The following is a 25635-nucleotide window of genomic DNA, read 5'->3' on the forward strand; positions in this document are numbered from 1 at the left end:
TTCGGCCCGCTGGCCGAATCAATGTCACCGGGCGCGAAAAGAGCGCGGCGTTATTGACCCGTGAGTAGGCCGAGGCTAGTTTCCGGTGCCCTCGCACCAGAGCGTTCCGCCGCACACCCCCCACCGTGCTGTCTCGCCGATCGTGCCGGAGCATCATGACCTCGCCTGTGCGCGCCCACGACCTGATCCTGTGCCTCACCCCCTTCGGGGAACCCGACGCCGGTCTCACCGCCGCCGCCTGCGCCGCCGGCGCGCTCGGCGTCCTCGACCTCGGCACCGGCGACCGAAGATCACGAGAACAACTGTCCCGGCTGACACGGGCCGCGCCGAGATCCTTCGGCATACGCGTGACCGGGCGCTGCGCCCTGCCCCCGGCCGACGTCGGCGATGCCGTCGACACCGTGGTCCTCACCTCGGACTCGACCTGGGCCATCTCCGAACTCCCCTCCTCCTGGCGGGTACTGGCCGAGGTCACCGACCCGGAGCAGGCGCGCGTGGCCGTGCGCGCCGGGGCCGGTGGGCTGATCGCCCGAGGCGGTGAGAGCGGTGGCCGCGTCGGCGAGTCGAGCACCTTCGTGCTGCTGCAACAGCTGCTGGGCGACGCGGAGTCCAGCCGCGTCCCGGTCTGGGCCTGCGGCGGCATCGGGCCGCGTACGGCGGCGGCCGCCGTGGCCGGCGGTGCCGTCGGGGTGGTCCTCGACAGCCAGCTGGCCCTGCTCGCCGAATCCGGGCTGCCCGAGGCGGTTCGCTCGGTGCTGCGCTCCCTCGACGGCTCGGAGACCGTGGTACTGGGCGGCCACCGGGTCCTGCGGCGCCGGGGACCGGACGCCCCCCGCCCGCCTGCCGACGATCCCGGGGCGGTCGCGTCCCTGCTGGGCGCCGGTGACCTGCGCGGCCGGCTGCTGCCGGTGGGCCAGGACGGCTTCCTCGCCGCCCGGTTCGCCGAACGCTTCGGGAACGTACGGCGGTCGGTGCGGGAGGTGACGGCAGCGGTGCGCGGCGTGGCCGACGGCGATCCGGCCGCGGCTCTGCGACCCGGATCGGCCATGAGCCGGGCGCTCGGGACCCGGCTGCCCGTCGCCCAGGGACCCATGACCCGGGTCAGCGACCAGGCCGGCTTCGCCGCCGCCGTCGCCGAGGACGGCGCGTTGCCGTTCCTGGCGCTGGCCCTCGCCGACGGCGAGCGGACCCGGTCGCTGCTGACCGAGGCGCGGGCCGTGCTGGACGGGCGGCCCTGGGGCGTGGGCGTGCTCGGCTTCGCACCCGAGGACATCAGAAACGCCCAGCTGGACGCCGTGCGCGAGCTGCGGCCCACGCACGCGATCGTCGCCGGAGGACGGCCCGCCCAGGCCGAGACGCTGGAGCGGGCCGGGATCCGCACCTTCCTGCACGTGCCCTCGCCGGGACTGCTGCGGCAGTTCCTTCAGGCGGGCGCGCGCCGGTTCGTGTTCGAAGGGTCCGAGTGCGGGGGGCATGTCGGGCCCCGGGGCTCCTTCCCGCTGTGGGAGGCCCAACTCGCCGTACTGGAGGACTTCCTGGCGGACGCCGACGACGCGACGGCCCGGCGGCTGGAGGTGTTCTTCGCTGGCGGCGTCCACGACGAACGGTCGGCGGCGATGGTGGCCGCCCTGGCCGCGCCGCTCACCGCCCGGGGCGCCGCGGTCGGCGTCCTCATGGGCACCGCCTACCTGTTCACCGAGGAGGCCGTCGCGCACGGCGCGATCCGGCCCCTGTTCCAGCGACAGGTCCTCACCGCCACCAGGACCGCTCTCCTCAGGACCGCACCCGGCCACGCCACCCGCTGCGTCCCGAGCCCCTTCACCGGGGACTACCGCGCCCGCGAGGCCGCTCTGCGGGCGCAGGGGCTGACCGACCGCGAGGTCTGGGAGGGCCTGGAACGACTCAACGTGGGCCGCCTGCGCATCGCCAGCAAGGGCGTCGAACGCGGGGCCGACGGCGCGTTGGCCGGCGTGGACGAGGAACGGCAACTGGCGGACGGGATGTTCATGGCCGGCCAGGTGGCCGTGCTGCGCTCGGCGACCACCACCCTGGCGGACCTGCACCACTCCGTCACGGACGGCGCCGCAGACCTCCTCACGCGCCGGGCCGCCCGCCCGACCACGGCCGCCCCGGACGAACCGCCGCCGCCCGCCCCGCTGGACATCGCGATCGTGGGCATGGCCTGCATGTTCCCTCAGGCCCCCGATCTCGCCTCGTTCTGGTCCACGGTCCTCACCGCACGCGACGCCGTGACCGAGGTGCCGCCCGAGCGCTGGGACCCGGCCGTGCACCACACCGCCGGCAGCACCGCGTCCAAGTGGGGCGGCTTCCTGCCCCCGATTCCCTTCGACCCGCTGCGCTACGGCATCCCGCCCACCTCCCTCGGCAGCATCGAACCCGTCCAGCTGCTGTCCCTGGAGGCGGCCCGCCGGGCACTCGACGACGCCGGATACGGCGACCGGGGGCGGGAGTTCGACCGCGCCCGCACCTCGGTCGTCTTCGGCGCCGAGGCGGGCAGCGACCTGTCCAACGCCGTCACCCTGCGCGCCGTCCTGCCCTCGTACTACGGCGAGGTCCCCGACGGTCTGCGGGAGCAGCTGCCCCGGCTGACCGAGGACTCCTTCCCCGGCATGCTCGCCAACGTCATCTCCGGCCGGATCGCCAACCGCCTGGACCTCGGCGGTGCCAACTTCACCGTCGACGCCGCCTGCGCGTCCTCGCTCGCCGCCCTGGACGTGGCCTGCAAGGAACTGGTCTCCGGGACCAGCGACCTCGTGCTGTGCGGCGGCGCCGACCTGCACAACGGCATCAACGACTACGTCCTGTTCTCCTCCGTCCACGCGCTCTCCCCGACGGGGCGTTCCCGCGCCTTCGACGCCGGTGCCGACGGAATCGCCCTCGGCGAGGGCGTGGCCTGCCTGGTCCTCAAACGGCTCGCGGACGCCGAACGCGCCGGCGACCGGATCTACGGTGTGGTCAAGGGCCTGGGCTCCGCGAGCGACGGCCGGTCCCTCGGCCTGACCGCCCCCCGCCCCGAAGGCCAGCGGGCGGCGCTGGAGCGCGCCTACCGCAACGCCGGCGTCTCACCGGCGGACGTCGGCCTGGTCGAGGCGCACGGCACCGGGACCGTCGTGGGCGACCGCACCGAACTGACCGTGCTCGCCGAGGTGTTCACCGAGGCGGGCGCCAGTACGGGCGGCTGTGCGCTCGGCTCGGTCAAGTCGCAGATCGGGCACACCAAGTGCGCCGCCGGACTCGCCGGCCTGATCAAGGCCGCCCTCGCGCTGTACACCGGGGTCACCCCGCCCACCCTGCACCTGGAGCGGCCCAACCCGGCTTGGGCGGAGGACGGCAGCCCGTTCGCCTTCCACACCCGCGCCCGGCCCTGGCCGGCAGCGCCCGCCGAACGCCTCGCGGGAGTCAGCGCGTTCGGCTTCGGCGGCACGAACTTCCATGCAGTCCTGGCCGCTCACGCCGGTACCGCGGCATCCCCCCATGCCGTGGACGCCTGGCCGGCTGAACTCTTCCTCTTCCGCGGCCGCGACACGGCGTCGGCGCACCGGGAGGCCGAGGAACTCCTCAGGGCCGCCGAGACCGACGGCCGCCCCTGGCGACTGCGCGACCTCGCCCTCGCCGCCGCCCGCCGCGCCGACACCTCCCACGAACCGGTACGGGCCGCCGTCGTGGCCCGCGACCTCGACGAACTCACCGGTCACCTCCGGCGGCTGCTCGCCGGGGCACACGATCCGAGTGCGGGGATCCACGTCGCCGACTTGGACGTGGGGGCGGGGCAGGGCGAGGGTGTGGGTGTCGCGCCGGATGAGGCCGCGGGTGTCGCGCCGGTCGAGGCCGGGTCCGGGTCCGAATCCCAGTCCGTCGGCGTGGGCGTGGAGCCGGGTGACGTCGTGACCATGACCGCGCCGGCCCAGGTGGCGGATCCGGGGGGAGGGGAGGTCGCCTTTCTCTTTCCCGGTCAGGGCAGTCAGCGGCCCGGCATGCTTGCCGAGCTCCTGGTCCATCTCCCGGAGCTGCGGTACTACCTGGACCTCGGCCGCGCGCACGCCGGTACCGTCCACCCGCCGGCCGCCTTCGACGACACCGCCCGCGAGCGCCGCCGGGCCGCCCTGACCGACACGCGGGCCGCACAGCCGGCCCTCGGCATCACGGGCCTCGTCGCGCACGCCTTCCTCACCTCGGCCGGGGTCCACCCCGACCAGGCCGCAGGACACAGCTACGGCGAGCTGGTCGCCCTGGCCGCGGCCGGGGCCCTCGACCCCGAGGCACTGCTGGAGCTGAGCGCCGAGCGGGCCGGGGCGATCCTCGCGGCGGCGGGCGACGACCCGGGCACCATGGCCGCCGTCGGAGCCCCCGCCGAGACCGTCGTACGCGCCCTGCACACGGCCCGAGCCCCCGGATCGGTCGTCGTCGCCAACCTCAACGCGCCCGACCAGACGGTGGTTTCCGGACCGACGGCGGATGTGGAGAGTGCCGTACGGCTGCTGCGTGACGCCGGTCTCGGGGCGCGGCGCATCCCCGTGGCGTGCGCCTTCCACAGCCCACTCGTGGCCGCTGCGGGGGAACGGTTCGCCAAGATCCTCGCCGACAAGACCGTACGGGCACCCGAGTTCCCCGTCTGGGCCAACCGCACCGCCGCGCCCTATCCGCTCGACCCCGACGAGGTGCGCGGCGAACTCGCCGCCCAGATCGGTGCCCCCGTCGCCTTCGCCGCCCAGATCGAGGCGATGTACGAGGCCGGCGCGCGCGTCTTCGTCGAGGCCGGCCCCGGCACGGTCCTCACCCGGCTGGTCGGACGGATCCTCGGCGACCGCCCGCACCGCACGATCGCCTGCGAACCGGACGCCGACAGTGGCCTGCGCGGCTGGCTCGACGCACTCGCCCGGCTCGCCGTCGCCGGACAGCCCGTGCGCGCCGCCTGGCTGCTGCGCGGCCGCGACGCCGTCGACGCGCTGCGCACCCCGGCACCGGAACGGCCCGGCTGGACGGTCGACGGACACCTCGTCCGCACCGCCGACGGAGCACCCCTGCCCGGTGCCCTGGCACCGGCCCGACGAGTCGTGGAGACGACCGTGACCACCGACCAGCCGTACGGCGCACCGGCCGACCGCGACGCGCTCATCTCCGAATTCCTGCGCACCAGCAGAGAGATGATCGCGGCCCAGCGCGATGTCCTGCTCACCTACTTCGGTGCCACGCCCGGTGCCCCTGCGCCGGCCCCCGTCGCGCCCGTGCCGCCGCTCCCGCAGACAGCGGCACCCGAACCGGAGCCCACCCCTGCGCAGGCGCAGGCCCAGGCGCAGTTGCCCGAGCCCGGTGGGAGTGCGGCGCCGGTGGACGACGTCGAGCGGGTCGTCCTGGAGATCATCAGTGAACGCACCGGCTATCCCGTCGACATGATCGAGCCCGACCTCGACCTCGAGGCGGACCTCAGCATCGACTCGATCAAGCGGGCCGAGATAGCGGGCGAGCTCGCCAGGCGCCTGGGCATCGCCGGGGGCGCCGATGTGCTGGACGACGCCGCACTGGAGGAGCTGACCAAGGCGCGTACGGCCGCGGCGGTCACGGGCTGGCTGTCGGCGCGTGTGGAGGCGCGCACGGAGGAGGAGTCCGGCCGGGCCGAGCCGTCGTGCACCCCGGTCCCCGGCGTGCCGCCCCGACGCTGTGAGCTGCGCCTGGTCCCCCTTCCACAGCCGGAACCGGCCACCGGCCACGGCACCGAACTGTCCGGCCGGCGCTTCGCCCTCCTCGGGGGCGGCGAGGGCGCGGCCGCCGAGGTCGCGGCGCGGCTCGCGGCGCACGGGGCCGACACCGTGGTCCTCGACCGGGGCCATCTCCTCACCGCGGCCGACGGCCCGGTCGACGACGTCGTGTACCTCGGTGCGCTCCCCGGCCCGGACCTCCCGGTGCTGCCCGACGCCTTCCCGGTGCTCCGGGCGGCGCTCGCCCGCGGCCCGCGCCGGCTGCTCGCCGTCCGCGCCGCCGAGCCCGGGCAGGCACTGCGGGCCGCCGGACTGGACGGCCTCTTCCGCAGCGTCGGCCGCGAGTACCCGGACCTGCTCGCACGGGTCGTCGCTGTCACGGACGCCACCCCGGCGGGCGTCGCCGACGCCCTGCTCGCCGAACTGCGCGCACCCGGCATGCCCGAACCGGCTCCCGTCGTCCTGCACACGGCGGCCGGAACCCGGCAGGGGCCGGTGCTGGTGCCCGTACCCCTGGGCCCGCTCGCCGGCACCGGCGCCGGACCCGCCGGGGACGGCGCCGCCGAAGCGGCCGCGCTCGGCCTGGACCGGGACTCCGTCGTGCTGCTCGTCGGCGGTGCCCGCGGCATCACCGCGAAGTTCGCCGCCACCCTGGCCGGCGCCTGCCGCTGCCGCATCGAGCTGCTGGGCCGTACGCCCGCACCCACCACGCCCGAGGACCCGCACACGGTGGCGGCCCGCACCCCCGCCGAGCTGCGGGCGGCGCTCGCCACCGGGCCCGGCGCGTCCGGGCCCGCCGAGATCAACCGGGCCGCCGAACTCATCCTCGCCCGGCGGGAGATCACCACGACCCTCGCGGAACTCGGCGCACTCGGCAGCGAGGCCCACTACCGCTTGGTGGACATCCGGGACCGGCACGCCGTGCTGCAGGCGGTCAAGGAGATCCACGCCGAACACGGCCGGCTCGACGGGGTCGTCTTCGCCGCCGGGGTGATCGAGGACCGGCTGACAGCCGACAAGACCCCCGAGTCCTTCCAGCGGGTGTACGGCACCAAGACGGCCGGCGCCGCCGCGCTGTTCGCCGCCCTCGACGGCCTGCCGGACGCGCCCGCGTTCACCGTGCTGTTCGGCAGCATCGCCGGTGTCCTCGGCAACCGCGGCCAGGCCGACTACGCCGCCGCCAACGACGCCCTGGAAGCGCTCGGCGCCGACTGGGCCGCCCGGACGGGCGCCCGCGCACTGACCGTTCACTGGGGGCCCTGGGCGCCGTCCGGGACGCACGGCGGCATGGTCGGCGCGGAACTCGGCCGGGAGTACGCCCGGCGCGGCGTCGAACTGATCGACCCGGACGAGGGCGGCGCGGCCCTGCTGCGGGAACTCGCCTGGGGCGAGCCGTCAACCCGCGCCGTCGTCTACACCGCGTCGGGCTGGTGACATGACGCCACCCCAGACGCCCGTCGCCGTCGTCGGGATGGCGGTGCTGCTGCCCGGCGCCCCCGATCTCGCGGCCTACTGGAGCAACCTGTGTGCCGGCGTGGACGCGATCCGCGAGGTCCCCGCGGACCGCTGGGACGCCGACTACTACCGGCCCGACGCGGCCGGCGGCCCCACCGCCCCCGACCGGATCTACTGCCGGCGCGGCGGATTCGTGGACGGCCTGGCCGAGGTGGACGTGACCCGCTACGGCATCATGCCCTCCTCGGTGCCGGGCACCGAGCCCGACCAGCTGATCGCCCTCGAGGTGGCCGCCGCCGCGCTCGCCGACGCGGGCGGCGAGGAACGGCTCCCCGAGCGCCACCGGATCGGTGTGACCCTCGGACGCGGGGGATACCTCACCCCCGGCCTGGTCCGCCTGGACCAGCGCGTGCGCACGGCCGGACAACTGACGCGCACCCTGGGCGAGCTGTTGCCCGGCCTCTCCGCCGCCCAACTCGACCGCATCCGCCAGGCGTTCACCGAACGCCTCGGCCCCGCGACCCCGGAGTCCGCGATCGGCCTGGTCCCCAACCTGGCCGCCTCCCGCATCGCCAACAGGCTGGACCTGCGCGGCCCCGCCTACACCGTGGACGCGGCCTGCGCCTCCTCGCTGGTCGCCGTGGACCAGGCGGTCACCGAACTGACCACCGGCCGCTGTGATCTGATGCTGGCCGGGGGAGTGCACCACTGTCACGACATCACCCTCTGGAGCGTCTTCGCCCAGCTGCGCGCCCTGTCCCCGACCCAGCGCATCCGCCCCTTCCACCGCGACGCCGACGGGATCCTCATCGGCGAGGGCACGGGCGTCGTCGTACTGAAGCGGCTCGCGGACGCCGAACGCGACGGCGACCGGGTGTACGCGGTGATCCGGGGCACGGGCGTGGCCGGCGACGGCCGTACGGCGGGCCTCGTCACACCGGACCCGGGTGGGCAGGCCCGAGCCGTGCGGCAGGCCTGGCGGGCCGCCGGACTCGACCCCGCCGCACCGGACTCCATCGGCCTGCTGGAGGCCCACGGCACCGCCACACCCGCCGGCGACGCGGCGGAACTGGCCACTGTCGCAGAGGTGTTCGGACCGGCACGCGCCGACGACCGGGAGACCGTGCGCCCGGTCCTCGGCTCGGTGAAGTCGATGATCGGCCACACCATGCCGGCCGCCGGGATCGCCGGCCTGGTCAAGGCCGCCCTGGCGCTCCATCACGGCACCCTGCTGCCCACGTTGCACTGCGACGCCCCGCACCCCGCGCTCGCCGCCACCCGCTTCCGCACCCTGGACCGGGCCCGCCCCTGGGAGACGGACGCGCGCCGGCCGGTCCGCCGCGCCGCCGTGAACGCCTTCGGATTCGGCGGCATCAACGCCCATGTGGTGCTGGAGGAGGCACCGGGGGCCGGTTCGCTGCCGGCCGGGGCCGCGCGTGCCGGTTCGAGGGCGGTGGATCTCGCGCCGGAGGGTTCGGTTCCACCTGATGCGCGTTCGGAGGCCGCACCGACTTCCGTTCAGGTCACGGAACCCGAGCGGATCCTCCTGCTGGCGGCCGGCAGCGTGGCGGACCTCGCGGCCCTCCTCGGTGCCGACGACTCCGCCCTCCTCGCCGCCACCCTCGACCCGGAGCGGCCGCACACCGGTGCCGGCCCGGTTCGGCTCGGCGTCGTGGATCCGACCGCCAGGCGGCTCGCCCTGGCCCGGCGTGCGGTCGCCAAGGGCCGTGCCTGGCAGGGCAGGGGCGACGTGTGGTTCCGGCCGGGCCCGCTGCTCGGCCGGGCCGGCGGCCGGCTGGCCTTCGTCTTCCCCGGCCTGGAAGGTGACTTCGCACCGCGCACCGACGACATCGCCGCCCACTTCGGTCTCGCCGCACTGACCGGCACGGACGTCCGCGTCGGTGACGTCGGGCGGCACGGTTTCGGGGTCGTCGGCGTGGGCCGCCTGCTGGACCGGGCGCTGCGCCGCATGGGGGTCGCACCGGACGCGGTCGCCGGGCACAGCGTCGGCGAGTGGACGGCCATGGCGGCGGCCGGACTGTACGCGCCGGACCAGGTCGACGCTTTCATGGCCGAGTTCGACCCGGACACGGTCACCGTACCCGGGCTCGCCTTCGCCGCCCTCGGCGCCTCCGCCACGCACGTCCGTGCCGTGCTCGCCGGGGCCTGGGCGGACTCCGGGATCGTGCTCTCGCACGACAATGCGCCCCGCCAGTCCATGGTCTGCGGTCCCGGCGCGGCGGTCGAGGACCTCGTGCGGTCCCTGCGCTCCCAGGGCGTGGTCTGCCAGGTGCTGCCCTTCCGCTCCGGCTTCCACACGCCGATGCTGGAGCCGTACCTCGCGCCCATCGAGCAGGCCGCCGCCCGATTCCGGCTGCACCCGCCGACCGTGCCGGTCTGGTCCGGGACGACCGCGGCGCCCTTCCCACAGGCCGAGTCGGCCGTGCGGAAACTGTTCGTACGGCACCTGCTGGAGCCCGTCCGCTTCCGCGAGCTGACCGAGGCTCTCTACGGCGCCGGGCACCGCGTCTTCGTCCAGGTGGGCCCCGGCCGGCTCACCTCCCTGATCGGCGACACCCTCGGCGACCAGGATCACCTGGCCGTCGCCGCCAACGTGCCCGAGCGCAGCGGAGTGTCCCAACTGCGGTGCGTGGCAACGGCGTTGTGGGCAGCCGGGGCTTCCGTGGCTCCGGCGGTGCCGTCCCGTCCCCCGGCGGACGCCCCGGCGAACCGCCGCCGGCCCGTCCGACTCGACCTCGGCGGCGCCCTCGTCTCGCTGCGGGGCCCGGTACTCGACGCACTCCGCGCGGAACTGCGCCCCGGAACGCCCGCCGCACACCCCGGGCCCGTTCACCGGCCGGGGGCGCCCGCCGAGCGCCCCGAGTCCGTCCTGCGGCCAGAGCCGTATGCCGCACAGGCGCCCGTCCATCGCCCGGAGCCGCCCGCCGAGCACCAGGCGCCCGCGCGCCACGAGGGTGGCCCCGGCCTCGACGAACTGGACCACATGTCCCCGCACTTCCCGGCCGCCGCCGAGCTTACGGCGCTGCTGCGGGACACGGCGAGCACGGCGGCGGAGCTGATCGCGGCGAGCGGCCGGCGCGCAGGAAGCGGCGACGCCGCAACCGCCCCCACGGCCGCAGCCCCGGCCCCCGCGCCCGCTGCCCCAGCACGACGGCCAGCCGCGGTACCCGTGCCCCCCGCCCCGTCCGCTCGATCCGCCTCGGCCCCCGGGCCGACCGCCCCAGCGCCAGGACGTGCCCCGGCTCCCGCGCCTCCCGCTCCATCCCCTCGATCGGCCTCGGCCCCCGCGCCCGCTGCCCCAGCACGACGGCCAGCCGCAATACCCGAGCTCCCCGCCCCGTCCGCTCGATCCGCCTCGGCCCCCGGGCCGACCGCCCCCGCCGTCCTGCCCACCGCGGCCGCGGGCCCTACGACGTCGGTCACCACCGCCGTCCATGTCTCCGCCCGCACCATGCCCCACCTCCTGGACCACTGCTTCTTCCCGCAGCGCCCAGGCTGGCCGGACGTCGAGGACCGGTGGCCAGTGGTCCCGGCCACGACGATCGTCCGGCATCTGATGGACGCGGCGGAGGCGGCGGCCCCCGGGATGCGTGCGGTGGCCGTGCACGACGCCCGTTTCGACCGCTGGCTCACCGCCGCACCGCCCGCCGACGTCCAGGTGAGCGTCACTCCGGTCCCCGGCCGCCTGGACCGCGTCACCGTCGCCTTCGGCCCCACGGCCCGCGCCACGGTGGAACTCGCCCGGCAGCATGCCGTGGCGCCCCCGCCCAGCCCCCTCCCCGCATCTCCCGAGCACCGGCCCGAGCACACCGCAGCGGAGATCTACCGGGAGCGCTGGATGTTCCACGGTCCCGCCTTCCAGGGCCTGACCGACCTCACCGCCATCGGCGAACGGCACATCCGGGGAGTGATCTCGGCGCCCGCCGCCCCCGGCGCGCTGCTGGACAACGTGGGCCAGCTCCTCGGCTACTGGATCATGGCGACCCGTACCGAGCGGACGGTCGTCTTCCCCGTGCGGATGCGGCACCTGCGGTTCCACGGACCGCACCCGGCTCCGGGCACGAAGGTCGGCTGCGTGCTGCGGATCACGTCCCTCACGGACACCGTGCTGGAAGCCGACGCGGAGCTCACCGTCGGCGGCCGGGTGTGGGCGGTGATCGGGGGATGGCAGGACCGCCGCTTCGACAACGACCCGACCACCCGGCCCGTGGAACGCTTCCCGGAACGCCACACCCTGTCCGAGGCCAGGCCGGGCGGCTGGGTGCTCGTGCGGGAGCGCTGGCCGGACCTCGCCTCGCGGGAGCTGATCATGCGCAACTCGCTCGGTGGCGCCGAACGGGCCGCGTACGCCGAGCGCCCGCCGCGGGGTCGCCGGCAGTGGCTGCTCGGCCGGATCGCGGTCAAGGACGCCGTACGGCAGTGGCTCTGGCGGCACGGTGAAGGTCCCGTCTTCCCGGCGGAGCTGCGCGTGCACAACGACGAGTCGGGGCGGCCGTACGTCACCGGTGTGCACGGCCGCGCCCTGCCCCCGCTGGACGTCTCCCTCGCCCACCGCGCCGAGGCCGGCGTGGCGATCGTACGGCCGCACACCCCGCGGCCCGGCCCCGGCATCGACATCGAGGAGGTCACCGCACACGACCCGGCGACCCACGCCACCGCGCTCGGACCGGCCGAACTGCGCCTGCTGCGCGTCCGGTCGGCGGCGGGCGTCGACGCAAAGGCCGTGTGGTTCACCCGGTTCTGGGCCGCCAAGGAGGCGGTCGCGAAGGCCGAGGGCGCCGGATTCGGCGGGCGGCCGAGGGACTTCGCGGTGCTGGAGACCTCGCCGGACGGCAGCCGGCTGCTGGTCTCCGGCCGCCTGGAACGCGCCTACACCGTGCACTGCGCGCCGCTGGCCAATCCGCCCGCCCTGCCGGAGCGCGCCTATGTGGTGGCCTGGACGACCGGGCCCGGAGCCGACGACGGACAACCCGACCGAGCAGCCGAGGAGTACCCCCGATGAACCCCACACAGCCGGCCCCGGCGCAGCCCGGCGCGGAGACCGTGCTCGCCGACGTCGTCGGCATGCTCCGCACGGTGCTGGCGGAGTACGGCGACGACGACGTGGCGATCGGCATGTCCACCACCTTCAACCGCGACCTGGAACTGGAGAGCATCGACCTCGTCACCCTGGCCGGGCTGCTGGAGGAGCGCTACGGGCAGCGGGTGAACTTCGCCGAGTTCCTGGCCGGCATGGAGTTCGACGAGATCATCGGCCTGACCGTCGGCCGGCTCGTGGAGTACGTGGTCTGGAGCCTGAAGACCACGCAGGCGGGCTGACGCGTGGCGATGGTCGAGGCCGGCGGGATCCGGCTGCACGTCCAGCGCATGGGACCGGCCGACGGCCGCGCCCCGCACGCCACGGTCGTCCTGGTGCACGGCCTGCTCACCGACAGCCTGGCCAGCTACTACTTCACCGTCGCCCCCGCCTTCGCCGCGGCCGGCCTCGACGTCGTCATGTACGACCTGCGTGGACACGGCCGCAGCGAACGCCCGCCCGAGGGCTACACCCTGGACCACAACATCGACGACCTCGAGGCCCTCCTCGACCGGCTGGCCGTGGCCGGCCCCGTGCACCTCGTCGGCAACTCCTACGGCGGCACCATCGCCTTCGGCTACACGGCACGGCACCCCGACCGGGTGGCCGGCCTGACGCTGATCGAGTCGGAGCCCGCCACCGCCGCCTGGGCCGCCAAGCTCGGCCGCATCCTGGACCGGGTCATGACCGAGCTCGCGCACAACGAGTCCGACGCCCTCGCCTGGATCACCGCGCACCGCGGCCACAACACCGCCCGGCTGGCCCGGGGTGCCGCCCGGCTCGCCCGCGAGACCACCCTCGGCCGGGACATCCCCGCCAGCCGGGTGCTCACCGAGGACGCCATCAGGGCCGTACGCTGCCCCGTCCTCGGCGTGTACGGCGGCGAGTCGGACCTCGCGGACCTGGTGCCGCTGATGCGGACGCTGCTGAGGGACTACCGGGCGGTCGTCCTGCCCGGCCACGAGCACTCGGTGCTGGTGGAGGCGTCGGCGTCCGTCGGGGGCCACATCCTGGATCTGATCGGCGCCGGGGCGGGCGTCCCATGAGCGCCTTTCTCTTCGTGGTGCCTGCGCTGACCGGACACGTCAACCCGGCCGTCGGCGTGGCCGCGCGGCTGACCGGACGCGGGCACCGCGTGGCCTGGGTGTGCGCCGACCCGGCACTGGTGCGGCGGCTCGCGGGCGCGGACGCCCAGGTGTTCGGCTGCGCGGGCCCGGTGCCGGGCGCCCGGGGCGCCGTACGGCCACCGGACCTGCGGGGCGCGGAGGCGCTGAAGTTCCTCTGGGAGTGGTACCTGCTCCCGCTCGCCGACGCCATGGCACCCGGGGTCCGTGCGGCGGCCGAGGCGTTCCGGCCGCATGTGGTGGTGGCCGACCAGCAGGCCTTCGCCGGCGCCCTGGTGGCCGAACGCCTCGGACTGGCGTGGGCCACCTCGGCCACCACCTCGGCCGAGTTCACCGGTGCCTACGACGGTCTGCCGAAGGTCGCCGACTGGCTGCGGCACCGCCTGGCCGAGCTGCGCGCCCGCATCGGTGATCTGTCCGGCACCGCCGACCCGCGCTCCTCCCCGCATCTGCTGCTGATCTTCAGTACGCCCGAACTCATCGGACCCCAGGCACCGTTGGCGCCGCACATCCACTATGTCGGCCCCTCTCTCGGGGATCGCCCGGCAGGTTCCGGTTTCCCCTGGGAACGGCTGGACCAGGTCCGGGCGAAGGTCCTGGTGACGCTGGGCACGGCGAACACCGACACCGGCGGACGGTTCCTCACCGAGTGCCGCGCCGCGCTGCGGGAACGCGCCGACCGGGTGCAGGCGGTGATCGCCGACCCGGGCGGCGTCCTCGGGGCGCAACCCGACGACAAGGACCTCCTGGTTCTCCCATCCGTTCCCCAGCTCCCCCTGCTGGAGCGGATGGACGCCGTGGTCTGCCACGCCGGGCACAACACCGTGTGCGAGGCCCTGTGGCACGGCGTCCCGCTCGTCGTCGCGCCCATCCGCGACGATCAGCCGGTGGTGGCCGGCCAGGTCGTCGACGCGGGCGCCGGCGTCCGGGTCCGCTTCGGCCGGGTGTACGCGGACCGGCTGGGCACCGCCCTCGACACCGTCCTGACCGACCCCGCCCACCGGGCCGCCGCCGCCCGGATCCGTACCGCGTTCCGCGCGGCGGGCGGCGCCCGGGCTGCGACGGCCCACCTCGAGCGACTCGCAGCGGAGAGCCGATGAGCGATCACTACGACCACAGCGGCAAGGACGACAGGGCGGCCCGGGTCGCCGCCCTGCGCCCCGCCTACCGGAGGGACCTGGCCGCCGGCCCGGAGCGCTTCCTCGCGCCCCGGTGCACCCGCTGCCCCTGGTGCGGCTCGGACCGGCTCGCCCCCCGCCTGCGCACCACCGACCTGCTCCAGCACAAGCCCGGACGCTTCACGCTCGACCACTGCACCGACTGCGGCCACACCTTCCAGAACCCCCGACTCACCGAGGAGGGCCTGGAGTTCTACTACCGGGACTTCTACGACGGCCTGGGCGAACAGCGCATGAGCGGCACTTTCGGCGGCCGCGGCGCCATGTACCGGGGGCGTGCCGAGGCGATGCTGCCCCACGACCCCGCCCCGAAGACCTGGCTGGACGTCGGCACCGGCCACGGCCACTTCTGCGGGACCGCCCGCGGCGTGCTGCCCGGCACGTCCTTCGACGGGCTCGACTTCACCGACGGCGTCGAACTCGCCGCCCGCGAGGGCCGCGTGGACCACGCCCACCGCGGCGCGTTCCCGGATCTCGCCCCCGCACTCGCCGCCCGCTACGACGTGGTGAGCATGTTCCACTACCTGGAGCACAGCACCGACCCGGAGCGCGAACTCCGCGCCGCCCACACGGCCGTACGCCCCGGCGGCCACCTGCTGATCGAGGTGCCGGACCCCGAGAGCCGTTACGCCCGGCTGCTCGGCCGCTGGTGGCTGCCCTGGCTGCAGCCGCAGCACCTGCACTTCATGCCGGTCGCCAACCTGCGGCGGCGGCTCGCCGAGCTGGGCTTCACGGTGGTCGCCGAGCAGCACGCCGAAGCGCACGACCCGGTCGACCTGCTCGCCGCCGTCTGGCTGGCCCTCGACCACGCTGCCCCGCGCGAGGACGTCCCCTGGCTGCCCGGGCCGCCCGGTGCCGTGCGCCGCGCCGCCCGCACCGCACTCCTCCTCGCGGGCGTGCCCGCACTCATCACCGCGACGCTCCTCGACCGCTTCGCGATACGCCCCCTGTCCCGGCGTCTCGGTGTGTCCAACGCCTACCGGCTGGTGGCCCGCCGCGAGTGATCCCGGCTCACAGCACCTTGGCGCGGATCAGCGCCGACAGCGTCAGGGTGCCCGGCAGCAGCGGCACCCAGTCGGTCAGCACCCGGTAGCCGATGACGGTCGCGGTGGCCACTCCGGCTCCCGAACCGAAGGCGACCAGCGTCCACACCAGCGCCGCGTCTACCGCGAGCCCGCCCGGCGCCGGAACCGCTCCCACGGCCGTGCCCGCCGCGAGATAGGCGAGCACCATGTGCTGCCAGGCCAGGCCCAGCCCGAGCGAGGCGCCGACACAGGCGAGGGTGGTTCCCTGCACCAACGGCATCGCGACCGCCCCGCCCCACAGCGCGGCCACCCGGCAGGGCCGGGTGTGCACCTCGCGGGCGTCGGCGAGGGCGGAGCGCAGCAGCCCGGCCACCGGCCGCCGCAACGGCCGTACGACCGTGAGCAGTACCCCGGCCAGCGCGACGGCCCCGCCCGCGACGGCGGCGACCGGGACCAGCAGCCGTCCGTCGGGGATCAGATCACCGAGGCGCCGCCAGGCCGGCGACGCCGCGAGAAACACCAGCAGCACCAGGGTCTTCGCGCCGGACTTGGCCAGCGAGTACAGGCCGATCGACGCGGTGGCCCGGGCCGGCGGCACCCCGCAGCCGCGCAGGAACCGCAGGGTGACGGCATGGGCGCCGAGCCCGCCCGGCAGCGCGTGATTGGCGGCACCGGCGGCGAACTGCGAAGCCAGCAGCAGCCCCGGCGGCACCCGGTCGGGCAGGGCGCCCTGCCGGACGCAGGCGGCCGCCACGCAGTTCAGGCAGGTGAGAGCGGCCCCGGCCAGCAGCCACCCCGGGTCGGCCGCGACGAGCCGCCGTACCCCTTCGTGCATCACCGGACGGTTGGCGAGGGCCCAGCCGGCGGCCAGCAGCAGGGGAGCCAGGCACAGAACCAGCCGTATGTGCCGGGCCGCGAGGAGGGATGCCGGACGTGGAGCGGCTTCGGGACCGGCGTCCTGCGGGACACCGGTCCCGACGGGGAGCGGATCCGCCGTCCCGGAACACGGCGGAGAGGAGAGCGAGGGGGAGGGAGCCAGTGAGGGGGAGGGAGACAGTGAGGACACGGGGACGTCGTCCTTCCGCGGCGGGTCCCGCGGCGGGGACCTGGGGGAGGCGGGTCGGGCGAAACCGGGGGGAGCCTTCCCCACCCGTGTGACACCGGGATGTCCGAAAACCGAAGGAGCGAGGGCGGGACGGTGCCGCCGGGCGGGTGCACGCAAGCCGCCGTTCACCGCCGACCAGGTAGCCTTCCCGTGGGGCGCGCTGTGCATGCGGCACCCCGGCAGGCGAGGAAGGCGACAGGGGAGGACCCGGCGGTGCACGTCCAGGAATGGCTCGACTCGGTGCCCGCGGCCGCGGTCTACGCCGTGGTCGCCCTGGTGATCGGTCTGGAGAGCCTGGGCATCCCGCTTCCGGGGGAGATCGTCCTGGTCTCGGCGGCGCTCATGTCCTCCCAGCACTCGGGTATCAACCCGTTCGTCCTCGGCGCGTGCGCGACCGCCGGCGCCGTGATCGGCGACTCCATCGGCTACGCGATCGGCCGCAAGGGCGGCCGCCCGCTGCTGGCCTGGCTGGGCGCGAAGTTCCCGAGGCACTTCAGCGAGGGCCATGTGGCCACCGCCGAGCGGTCGTTCGAGAAGTGGGGCATGTGGGCCGTCTTCGTCGGCCGTTTCATCGCCCTGCTGCGCATCTTCGCCGGCCCGCTCGCCGGTGTCCTCCACATGCCGTACTGGAAGTTCCTGATCGCCAACGTCCTCGGCGGCATCTGCTGGGCGGGCGGCACGACGGCCGCCGTGTACTACGTGGGCGTGGTCGCCGAGGGCTGGCTGAAGAAGTTCTCGTACGTGGGACTTGCGGCAGCGGTGGTGATCGGCCTGGCCACGATGCTGATCATCCGGCGCAAGGCGAAGCAGGCCCAGCGGCAGACCGCCCAGGACGCGGAACCAGTGAGTGCCGGTGACTGAGCCGGCCCGACGGAGCGCGGGGAACTGCGCGAGGAGCCCCCACGCACCCGCACCTGCCGGAGGGCCTACTCGTGCACCTGGCGGTGGGCCTTCGCCAGGTCGGCGTACAGCGTGCCGTTGAGGGTGACGCCCTGCCGCTCCTCGTCGGTGAGCTCCCGCCGCACCTTCGCCGGCACGCCGGCCACCAGAGACCCGGGCGGCACCACCATCCCCTGCGGCACCAACGCCTGAGCCGCCACCAGCGAACCCGCCCCGATCACCGCCCCGTTCAGCACGGTAGCCCCCATCCCGATCAGGCAGTCGTCCTCGACGGTCGCGCCGTGCACCACCGCGTTGTGCCCGACGGACACCCGCGCACCGATGCTCACCGGAAACCCGGGGTCCGCATGCAACGTGACGTTGTCCTGCACATTCGCCTGCGCACCCACGGTGATCCGCTCGACGTCGCCGCGTACCACGGCGCCGTACCAGACACTCGCCCCGGAGCGGAGCGAGACGTCCCCGACGACCGAGGCCGTGGGCGCCACGAACGCCTCCGGGTCGATCTGCGGCTCCCTGCCCCCGATGCCCACGATCAGCGCCTGCTGCGTCATCACCGTCTCCTCGCGTCCGTACGTACCCGCCCGCACGGTACGACACGGGGTGGGGCAAAGATCACAGCGGCCCACCCTCTTCCCCGAGGCGACCGCTGAGTAACGTAAGCCCGTGCCGAAGCCCAAGAACACGTTCTCGTCCTGGCGCCGCCGCCTCGCCCAGCGCGCGGTGCACGCGGCCTGGGCCTGGGTTCGGCACACGGGCTCCGTCAGCGCCGACCACCCCGGCCGTCTGAGGTTCGGCTCCATCGGCGAGGCCACCCGGCTCGCCTTCCCGCTCGGCACCGTCTTCGGCGAACCCTGGATCCACCTGGGTTCCCACTGCATCATCGCCGAGCAGGTCACGCTGACCGCCGGTCTGATGCCGGACCTGGACCTGGGCCCGGAGCCGATCCTGCGCATCGGCGACGGCGTGGTCCTCGGCCGCGGCAGCCACGTCATCGCGGACACCACGGTCACCATCGGCAGCGACTGCTACTTCGGCCCGTACGTCTACGTCACCTCCACCAACCACTCCTACGACGACCCGCACGAGCCCATCGGCAGGCAGTGGCCGCGCATGGAGCCCGTGGAGATCGGTCCGGGCTGCTGGATCGGCACCGGCGCGGTCATCCTGCCCGGCGCCCGGATCGGCCGGAACGTGGTCGTCGCGGCCGGCGCCGTGGTCCGCGGCACGGTGCCCGACCACGCGGTGGTGGCCGGGGCGCCGGCCCGGGTCGTCCGGCGCTGGACGCCCGAGGAGGGCTGGCAGCCGCCGCTCAGGACCCCCGCCCCGGTGCCGATCCCGGACGGGATGACGCCGGCGCAGCTGCGGGCGCTGGCCGAGCTCGACGAGGACGCGGTGGCCGAGCTCGGCCGGCTCGCCGAACTCGAGACGGAAGGCTGACTCAGCCGGTCGCCAGCAGCAGGGTGCCGAGCAGCGCCAGCCCCGCACCCGCCGCCTGCACAGCGCGCAACCGCTCGCTGAGAAAGCCTCGCGCGGCCAGCGCGGTCACCACCGGATACAGCGAGGCGAGAACGGCCGCCACGGTGACCGGGCCGTGCTGGGCGGCGACCGCGTAGGTGCCGTTGGCGGCCACGTCGGCGAGTCCCACGAAGGCCAGCGCGGGCAGCGAATTCCACGGGAAGCCCCCCTCGGGCACCGCCCGGCCGCCCCGCCGGACGCAGACGGCGAGCGCGGCCCCGCCGGCCGCGACGTTCGTCAGCCGCTGGACGAACAGGGCGAGGAACAGCCCGGTGACCGTCGTCGAGGCCTCCGTGATCAGGGCGAAGACCGTGCCGAAACCCAGTGCCGCGACCAGCGTGAGCAGGAGGGCCCGCCGCTGGACGGGCGCGCCGCGCAACTGCGGCCCGCCGGCGAGGACCACACCCGTGACGGCGACCGCGATGCCGCAGACCTGGAGCAGTCCCGGCCGCTCCCCGAGGACGAGACCCACACCGACCGGGACGGCCACACTCAGCGTCGCGAGGGGCGAGACGACCCCCATGGGGCCGAGCGCGAGGGCCCTGTAGAAGGAGAGCAGCGCCACCGGTCCCACCAGCCCCGCCGCGAACGCGAACCACAGACGGGGACCGGCCTCGCTCCAGCCGCCGGTCGCGACGACGATCGCGCCGAGCACCGCCGCCGCGATGGACTGGGAGACGACCACGACCGTCAGCGCGGGCGTACGGCGTGTCAGCAGCCCGCCGCCGAAGTCGGCCAGCCCCCACAGGAGGCTGGTGGTCAGGGCGAAGAATGCTGTCACGGCCGGCCTCGCAGTACAGTTCGGTGAACGGTGAGGTGCACCCCACCGTAGTTCAATCAAGTGAACTGGGCTATCCCAAATATTGAACCCTCATCGATGGACGTGATGTGTCGGACCTCGACCTGCTGACCCAGTCCCTGGCGCGCAACGTCAAGCGCTGGCGCACCGAGCGCGGCTTCACCCTGGACGCGCTCGCCGCCCGCGCGGGAGTCAGCCGCGGCATGCTCATCCAGATCGAGCAGGCCCGGACGAACCCCAGCATCGGCACCGTCGTGAAGATCGGCGACGCGCTCGGCGTCAGCATCACCACCCTGCTCGACTACGAGCAGGGCCCCAGCGTCCGCATCGTCCCGGCCGAGCAGGCCGTACGCCTGTGGCACACCGACGCCGGCAGCTACAACCGCCTCCTCGCGGGCACGGAGGCCCCCGGCCCGGTCGAGATGTGGGACTGGCGGCTCATGCCCGGCGAGCAGAGCCCCTCCGAGCCGCACCCGGTGGGGACGGTGGAACTCGTCCACGTCACCGCCGGCGAACTCACCCTCACCGTGGACGGCGTGAAGCACCTGGTGCCGACGGGCGCCAGCGCCACCTTCGAGGCGAGCACCTCGCACACGTACGGCAACGAGGGCGACGTCCCGATGGAGATGGTGATGGCCGTCTCGGTGCCGCCCGTGCGCTGAGGCGCGCCCAAGCGGGCTGTTAGCGTGCCGGCATGCGCGCACCCATCGGAGACTTCGACACCACCACCCCCGTCCCGGACTGCCTGCAGGAGCTGACCGCCCCGGTCGCCGACGCCGTACGGAACTGGCAGGGCGCGACCCCCGCCGACCGCGTCCTCTTCGTCGACACGGACCCGCGCTGGGCCGACACGGCCGTCTTCGTCGAGCACTACGGCCGCGACCTGCTTGAGCGGTCGGCGAACTGCGTGCTGGTCGCGGGCAAGCGGGGCGGCGAGACGACCCTCGCCGCGTGTCTGGTGCTCTCCACCACGCGGGTCGACGTCAACGGCGTCGTGCGCCGCCAACTCGGCGCGCGCAAGGCCTCCTTCGCCTCGATGGAGACGGCGACGGGGGAGACCGGCATGGAGTACGGCGGCATCACCCCGGTCGGACTGCCCGCCGGCTGGCCGCTGCTGATCGACTCGGCGCTCGTGGACCTGCCCTACGTGCTCGTCGGCAGCGGGCGCCGCCGCGGCAAGCTGCTCGTGCCCGGCAAGGCCCTCGCCGAACTGCCGGGCGCCGTGGTGCTGGAGGGCCTCGGGGTCGGCTGAGCTCAGGCCGGCAGATGGTGGGCCAGCGACAGATGCGGGTCCCGCTCGCCCGGCGCCGGTGCCGGATCGGCGTGCACCAGGGCGGCCGTCAGCCCCGGTACGGCGTGCAGCAGGGCGTGTTCGGCCTCGACGGCGATCGCGTGCGCCTGCCGCAGCGTCGCCTCGCCGTCCACGACGACCGCAAGTTCGGCCCGCAGCCGGTGCCCGATCCACCGCAGCCGCAGCTCGCCCACCTCGCGCACGCCCGGCACCGCCCGCACCGCCCGTTCCGCCCGGTCCACCAGCGCCGGGTCGACGGCGTCCAGCATCCGCCGGAACACCTCCCGGGCCGCGTCCCGCAGCACCAGCACGATCGCGGCCGTGATCGCCAGCCCGACGACCGGGTCGGCCGCCCGCCACCCGAGCGCCGACCCTCCGGCGCCCACGAGCACCGCCAGCGAAGTGAAGCCGTCGGTGCGGGCGTGCAGGCCGTCGGCGACGAGCGCGGCCGAGCCGATCTCCCTGCCCACCCGGATCCGGTACCGGGCCACCCACTCGTTGCCCACGAAGCCGACCAGTGCGGCCACCGCGACCGCCGGCACCTGGGCGACCGGGCGGGGATCGAGCAGCCGCCCCACGGCCACCCAGGCCGCGAAGGCCGCCGAGGCGGCGATGGTCAGCACGATCACCAGCCCCGCCAGATCCTCGGCCCGGCCGTAGCCGTAGGTGAAACGACGGTTCGCCGCACGCCGCCCCAGCACGAAGGCGATTCCGAGCGGTACGGCGGTCAGCGCGTCGGCGGCGTTGTGCACGCTGTCCCCGAGCAGCGCCACCGACCCCGAGACGGCCACCACGGCCGCCTGCGCCAGTGCCGTCGCCCCGAGGACTCCCAGGGACACCCACAGCGCCCGCATCCCGCGCGCCGAGGCCTCCATGGCCGCATCCAGCTTGTCCGCGCTGTCGTGGGAGTGCGGGGTGAGCAGATGCGTGAGGCGGTGCCGGAGACCGGGGGCGTGGGGGTGACGCGTGTGCGCGTGCGGGTGTGCGTGTGCGTGCGTGTGAGCGGGAGGGTGGCCGTGGCTGTGGTCGTGGTCATGCCCGTGCCGACGAGGGTGCCGGTCGTTCACGTGGTGCTCCCCTTCCGGTGTGCGGGAGTGGACGCGTCGCGTCCACCGGACCATTATGTGCGTATGAGCGCACGCATGCACCTGTCACCTGCACACCATGCGCACCCGCGCAGTCCGGGCGAGGAACAGTTCGCGCTCGCCGCCGAGCTCATGGCCCTGCTCGGCGACCGCACCCGTCTCACCCTGCTGCACGCCCTGACGACCGGCGAGGCCGACGTCACGACGCTCACCGAGGCCTGTGGCGCCGCCCGGCCCGCCGTGAGCCAGCACCTGGCGCGGCTGCGGCTCGCCGGCCTGGTGAGGACCCGCAAGGAGGGCCGCCGGGTGATCTACTCACTCCCCCACGGGCATCTGAGCCGGCTCGTTCAGGAGGCCCTGAAGACGGCCGACCACCACCTCGCCGAAAGGCGCGAGGGGGGTCAGTAGGCGGCCGCCGTACCCAGGTACTGCTCGGCGAAGGCGGCCGCCGCGGCCGGTGAGGTGAACAGCCGGCGCAGCCGGGCCAGTGTGGTGCCGGCGCGGAACGGGTCGCCGGACGCGACACCGTGATAGATGTCCGACAGCCACTGCGAGAACTCCTGGTAGTCCCACACCCGGCGCAGACACGCCGCCGAGTAGCCGTCCAGGCCGGTGCCGTCGCCCTTGGTGACCTGTGCGGCGAGCGCGTCGCCCAGCAGGAAGGCGTCGTGCAGGGCGAGGTTCAGGCCCTTCGCGGCGATGGGCGCGACCAGGTGACCGGCGTCCCCGGCCAGGAACAGCCTCCCGTGGGCGAGGGGCTCGACCACGTAGTGGTGCATGTCCAGGACGCGTTTCTCGGTCAGCCTGCCCTCGGTGAGCGGGGGCGCTCCGGACGCGCCGAGCCGCTCGCGCAGCTCGGTCCAGACCCTGTCGTGCGGCCAGTTCTCCGGATCGTCGCCGGGCGGACACTGGAGGTAGAACCGGGTCACCCCGGGGCTGCGGGGCATCTGCCCGGCGAAACCGCGCGGATGGACGCCGAACAGGACACAGTCCGTCGACGGCGGCACCTCGGCGAGCAGCGCCAGCCAGGCGATGCCGTCGTCCTGGCGCGCGATCCGCCGGCGCCCGGCGGGTATCGCGTCCCGCGTGACCCCGCGCGCGCCGTCGCATCCCACGACGAAGTCGCACCGCAGCAGCCGCCGTTCACCCGTCTGTGGGCACCGGTACGACACCGCCGGCCGGTCCGAGTCCAGATCGTGCAGCGCGACGTCGCGCACACCGAAGCGGATGTCACCACCGCGTACGTCGGCGTACTCCCGGACCAGGTCGGTCACCAGCAACGGCTGTGGATAGACGTAGTGGCGGCTGCCCGTCAGCTCGGCGTAGGGGAAGCGGTACCGCTCGCCGTCGAAGCGGAACTCGCAGGCACCGTGCGACTCGGCCCGCTCCGGCAGCCGTTCGGCCAGTCCGCGCCGGCCGAGTTCGCGCACCGCCCACTCCTCGATGACACCGGCCCTGGGCCGGGTCTCGATGAACTGCCTGCTCTCGGTCTCCAGCACGACACAGTCGACGGAGGCGGACCGCAGGATGCCGCCGACGGTGAGCCCGGCGGGGCCGGCGCCCACGACGACGACCGTACGCCGTTCCTCGGGCGCGGATCCGAGGTGGGGGGAAGGGAAGATCATCCCCGCATTATGACGGTGTCCCGTCAGCCGCATCCGGCCGACGGGACACCAGGTGAGAGAGGGGTCAGTGCGCCGGGGCGTCGGTGACCACGACCTCCTCGATGTCACGCTCGATCTGCTCGGGCTTGGAGGCGGTCGCCTTGGCCCAGTAGTAGATGACGAGCGAGAACACCGCGACGACCAGGATGTCCCACCACAGCGGCAGGTCGTTGGTGCCGCCGAAGGTGCTCAGGTAGGAGATCACGCCGATGCCCGCCAGGTACGGGAGCAGCCACTGCGCGGCCTTGAAGTCCAGCCGGGGAGCGTTGGGCAGGTTCTTGCGGATCGCGTACCAGGCGTAGGAGCCGAGCAGCACGTAGCCGATCAGGATCGCGAAGCCCAGGCGCCACAGGGTGTCCCAGCCGGACCAGAAGATGATCAGGTTGGCGACCACGAAGGACAGCGGCGAGATGAACTTGCCGAAGGGCAGACGGTACGGACGCTCGTGGTTCGGCAGCCGGTCCGCGAAGACGCCGTAGGCCAGCGGGGCACCGGCGTACATCAGCACGCTCGCCGAGGTGATGAAGCTGACCAGCTCCTGCCAGCTCGGGAACGGCAGGAAGCAGACCACGCCGGTCACGAAGGAGATCGCGAGGCCGAACCACGGCACACCGCGCGCGTCCGTCTTGGCGAAGACCTTCGGCGCGTAGCCGTTCTTGGCCAGGCCGTAGGAGATGCGGGAGGTGGCGGTGGTGTAGATCAGGCCGGTGCCGCCGGGGGAGATGATCGCGTCGGCGTACAGGACCCAGGCCAGCCAGCCCAGGCCGACCAGCGACGCGAGACCCGCCCAGGGGCCGCTGATGCCGGCGTAGGCCAGGTTCGCCCAGCCCTTCGCGAAGGAGACGTGCGGCAGGGCGCCGATGAACACGATCTGGAGCAGGAGGTAGATCACGGAGCCGATCGCGACCGAGCCGAGCGTGGCGCGGGGCAGGTCACGCTTCGGGTTGCGGCTCTCGCCGGCCAGCTGGATGGCCTGCTCGAAGCCGAGCAGGGCGAAGATGATGCCGCTGGAGCTGATCGCGGTCAGGACGCCCTTGGCGCCCATCGGGGCGAAGCCCTCGGAGGTGAAGTTGCCCGGGTGGAAGTTGCCGATGGCGATGACGAAGATCGCGGCGAGCGGGACGGCGATCTTCCACCAGGTGGCGGCGCTGTTGGTGTGCGCCAGAACACGGACGCCGAGGAAGTTGACCGCGACGAACACGGCCATGAGGACCACCGCGACGACGATGCCGCTGACCGTGAGCGTGCCGTTGGTGTTCTGCAGGCCGTCGGCGAAGTGCCAGTGCTTGGCATAGCCGATCATGGCCTCGACCTCGATCGGGGCCACCGTCGCGGCCTGCAGCCACGAGAACCAGCCGAAGGACATGCCGGCCAGGCCGCCGAAGGCGTAGTGCGGGTAGCGCGCGGTACCGCCCGCCACCGGGAACATGCCGCCGAGCTCGGCGTGCACGAGGGCGAGCAGCACGATGGCCACCGCACCGATCACCCACGAGATGATCGCAGCGGGGCCGGCCGCCGTGACCGCCTTCTCGGCACCGAAGAGCCAGCCGGAGCCGATGATGGAGCCCACGGAGGCCCACATGAGCCCGATGAGTCCCACATCTCGGCGCAGGCCGCCGCCGGTGTCGCTTGTGGCTACCGGCGCAGCCTGGTCGACGTTCGCCATGTCTAGTGGC

General features: G+C 74.3%; 17 protein-coding genes. 11 read left to right on the forward strand and 6 right to left on the reverse strand.

What is annotated here, in order from left to right:
- Window positions 1–155: 155 nt before the first annotated feature.
- Genes ABZ919_RS27120 through ABZ919_RS27145 form a run of 6 tightly spaced genes read left to right on the forward strand, consistent with a single transcriptional unit; the run spans window position 156 to window position 15576 of the window.
- A complete protein-coding gene (locus ABZ919_RS27120; RefSeq protein WP_361252681.1) occupies window positions 156–7151 on the forward strand; it encodes an SDR family NAD(P)-dependent oxidoreductase in 6996 nt (2331 codons plus the stop codon).
- A 1-nt stretch (window position 7152) separates the two neighbouring features.
- Window positions 7153–12195, forward strand: a complete 5043-nt coding sequence (locus ABZ919_RS27125; RefSeq protein WP_361252683.1) for a beta-ketoacyl synthase N-terminal-like domain-containing protein — start codon at window positions 7153–7155, stop codon at window positions 12193–12195.
- Window positions 12192–12512, forward strand: a complete 321-nt coding sequence (locus ABZ919_RS27130; RefSeq protein WP_361252685.1) for an acyl carrier protein — start codon at window positions 12192–12194, stop codon at window positions 12510–12512. Before ABZ919_RS27125 ends, ABZ919_RS27130 begins: the two co-directional genes overlap by 4 nt.
- A 3-nt stretch (window positions 12513–12515) precedes the next feature.
- Complete coding sequence (locus tag ABZ919_RS27135) at window positions 12516–13316, forward strand: alpha/beta hydrolase (protein ID WP_361252687.1); 801 nt, start codon at window positions 12516–12518, stop codon at window positions 13314–13316.
- The gene (locus ABZ919_RS27140; protein WP_361252689.1) at window positions 13313–14494 is read left to right on the forward strand and encodes a glycosyltransferase; all 1182 of its coding nucleotides are present in this window, start codon (window positions 13313–13315) and stop codon (window positions 14492–14494) included. Before ABZ919_RS27135 ends, ABZ919_RS27140 begins: the two co-directional genes overlap by 4 nt.
- Window positions 14491–15576 (forward strand): class I SAM-dependent methyltransferase, encoded by a 1086-nt coding sequence (locus tag ABZ919_RS27145; protein WP_361252691.1) that lies wholly within the window; start codon window positions 14491–14493, stop codon window positions 15574–15576. Before ABZ919_RS27140 ends, ABZ919_RS27145 begins: the two co-directional genes overlap by 4 nt.
- Before the next feature lie 7 nt (window positions 15577–15583).
- Here ABZ919_RS27145 and ABZ919_RS27150 read toward each other — a convergent pair whose 3' ends face one another.
- The gene (locus ABZ919_RS27150) at window positions 15584–16663 is read right to left on the reverse strand and encodes a lysylphosphatidylglycerol synthase transmembrane domain-containing protein (protein ID WP_361252693.1); all 1080 of its coding nucleotides are present in this window, start codon (window positions 16661–16663) and stop codon (window positions 15584–15586) included.
- Between the two features lie 252 nt (window positions 16664–16915).
- Between ABZ919_RS27150 and ABZ919_RS27155 the strand changes: the two genes are divergently transcribed.
- Window positions 16916–17563: a DedA family protein gene (locus tag ABZ919_RS27155; protein ID WP_361252695.1), complete on the forward strand. Its 648-nt coding sequence runs from the start codon at window positions 16916–16918 to the stop codon at window positions 17561–17563.
- 65 nt (window positions 17564–17628) lie between these two features.
- Here the strand turns inward: ABZ919_RS27155 and ABZ919_RS27160 are convergent, their stop codons facing one another.
- Window positions 17629–18156, reverse strand: a complete 528-nt coding sequence (locus ABZ919_RS27160; RefSeq protein WP_361252697.1) for a gamma carbonic anhydrase family protein — start codon at window positions 18154–18156, stop codon at window positions 17629–17631.
- 112 nt (window positions 18157–18268) lie between these two features.
- Here ABZ919_RS27160 and ABZ919_RS27165 point away from each other — a divergent pair, with 112 nt between their 5' ends.
- Window positions 18269–19042, forward strand: coding sequence for an acyltransferase (locus ABZ919_RS27165; protein WP_361252699.1), 774 nt, complete (start codon window positions 18269–18271; stop codon window positions 19040–19042).
- Between the two features lies 1 nt (window position 19043).
- On the opposite strand, the gene ABZ919_RS27170 is transcribed toward ABZ919_RS27165, so the two are convergent.
- Window positions 19044–19901, reverse strand: a complete 858-nt coding sequence (locus tag ABZ919_RS27170; RefSeq protein WP_361252701.1) for an EamA family transporter — start codon at window positions 19899–19901, stop codon at window positions 19044–19046.
- Between the two features lie 107 nt (window positions 19902–20008).
- Here ABZ919_RS27170 and ABZ919_RS27175 point away from each other — a divergent pair, with 107 nt between their 5' ends.
- Together ABZ919_RS27175 and ABZ919_RS27180 are read left to right on the forward strand one after the other, a co-directional pair.
- On the forward strand, window positions 20009–20581 hold the full coding sequence (locus tag ABZ919_RS27175) for an XRE family transcriptional regulator (protein WP_361252703.1): 573 nt from the start codon (window positions 20009–20011) through the stop codon (window positions 20579–20581).
- A 32-nt stretch (window positions 20582–20613) separates the two neighbouring features.
- Window positions 20614–21171: a YbaK/EbsC family protein gene (locus ABZ919_RS27180; protein WP_361252705.1), complete on the forward strand. Its 558-nt coding sequence runs from the start codon at window positions 20614–20616 to the stop codon at window positions 21169–21171.
- A gap of 2 nt (window positions 21172–21173) precedes the next feature.
- On the opposite strand, the gene ABZ919_RS27185 is transcribed toward ABZ919_RS27180, so the two are convergent.
- The gene (locus tag ABZ919_RS27185) at window positions 21174–22277 is read right to left on the reverse strand and encodes a cation diffusion facilitator family transporter (RefSeq protein WP_361252706.1); all 1104 of its coding nucleotides are present in this window, start codon (window positions 22275–22277) and stop codon (window positions 21174–21176) included.
- Window positions 22278–22340: 63 nt separating this feature from the next.
- On the opposite strand from ABZ919_RS27185, the gene ABZ919_RS27190 reads away from it, so the two are divergent.
- Entirely contained in the window at window positions 22341–22703 is a 363-nt protein-coding gene (locus ABZ919_RS27190) for a metalloregulator ArsR/SmtB family transcription factor (protein ID WP_361252708.1), read from the forward strand.
- On the opposite strand, the gene ABZ919_RS27195 is transcribed toward ABZ919_RS27190, so the two are convergent.
- Together ABZ919_RS27195 and ABZ919_RS27200 are read right to left on the reverse strand one after the other, a co-directional pair.
- Window positions 22697–23920: a 4-hydroxybenzoate 3-monooxygenase gene (locus tag ABZ919_RS27195; protein WP_361252710.1), complete on the reverse strand. Its 1224-nt coding sequence runs from the start codon at window positions 23918–23920 to the stop codon at window positions 22697–22699. The genes ABZ919_RS27190 and ABZ919_RS27195 overlap by 7 nt on opposite strands.
- Before the next feature lie 64 nt (window positions 23921–23984).
- Window positions 23985–25625, reverse strand: a complete 1641-nt coding sequence (locus ABZ919_RS27200; protein WP_361252712.1) for an APC family permease — start codon at window positions 25623–25625, stop codon at window positions 23985–23987.
- Between the last annotated feature and the right edge of the window lie 10 nt (window positions 25626–25635).

This window comes from Streptomyces sp. NPDC046759, from assembly GCF_040645475.1.
Taxonomy (GTDB): domain Bacteria; phylum Actinomycetota; class Actinomycetes; order Streptomycetales; family Streptomycetaceae; genus Streptomyces.

What these genes read in the sequence shown, in the direction of transcription:
- ABZ919_RS27180 (WP_361252705.1), top strand. Translation starts at nt 20,614, where the DNA reads ATGCGCGCACCCATCGGAGACTTCGACACCACCACCCCCGTCCCGGAC.
- ABZ919_RS27200 (WP_361252712.1), bottom strand. Translation starts at nt 25,625, where the DNA reads ATGGCGAACGTCGACCAGGCTGCGCCGGTAGCCACAAGCGACACCGGC.
- ABZ919_RS27130 (WP_361252685.1), top strand. Translation starts at nt 12,192, where the DNA reads ATGAACCCCACACAGCCGGCCCCGGCGCAGCCCGGCGCGGAGACCGTG.
- ABZ919_RS27160 (WP_361252697.1), bottom strand. Translation starts at nt 18,156, where the DNA reads ATGACGCAGCAGGCGCTGATCGTGGGCATCGGGGGCAGGGAGCCGCAG.
- ABZ919_RS27190 (WP_361252708.1), top strand. Translation starts at nt 22,341, where the DNA reads ATGAGCGCACGCATGCACCTGTCACCTGCACACCATGCGCACCCGCGC.
- ABZ919_RS27140 (WP_361252689.1), top strand. Translation starts at nt 13,313, where the DNA reads ATGAGCGCCTTTCTCTTCGTGGTGCCTGCGCTGACCGGACACGTCAAC.
- ABZ919_RS27145 (WP_361252691.1), top strand. Translation starts at nt 14,491, where the DNA reads ATGAGCGATCACTACGACCACAGCGGCAAGGACGACAGGGCGGCCCGG.
- ABZ919_RS27120 (WP_361252681.1), top strand. Translation starts at nt 156, where the DNA reads ATGACCTCGCCTGTGCGCGCCCACGACCTGATCCTGTGCCTCACCCCC.
- ABZ919_RS27125 (WP_361252683.1), top strand. Translation starts at nt 7,153, where the DNA reads ATGACGCCACCCCAGACGCCCGTCGCCGTCGTCGGGATGGCGGTGCTG.
- ABZ919_RS27195 (WP_361252710.1), bottom strand. Translation starts at nt 23,920, where the DNA reads ATGATCTTCCCTTCCCCCCACCTCGGATCCGCGCCCGAGGAACGGCGT.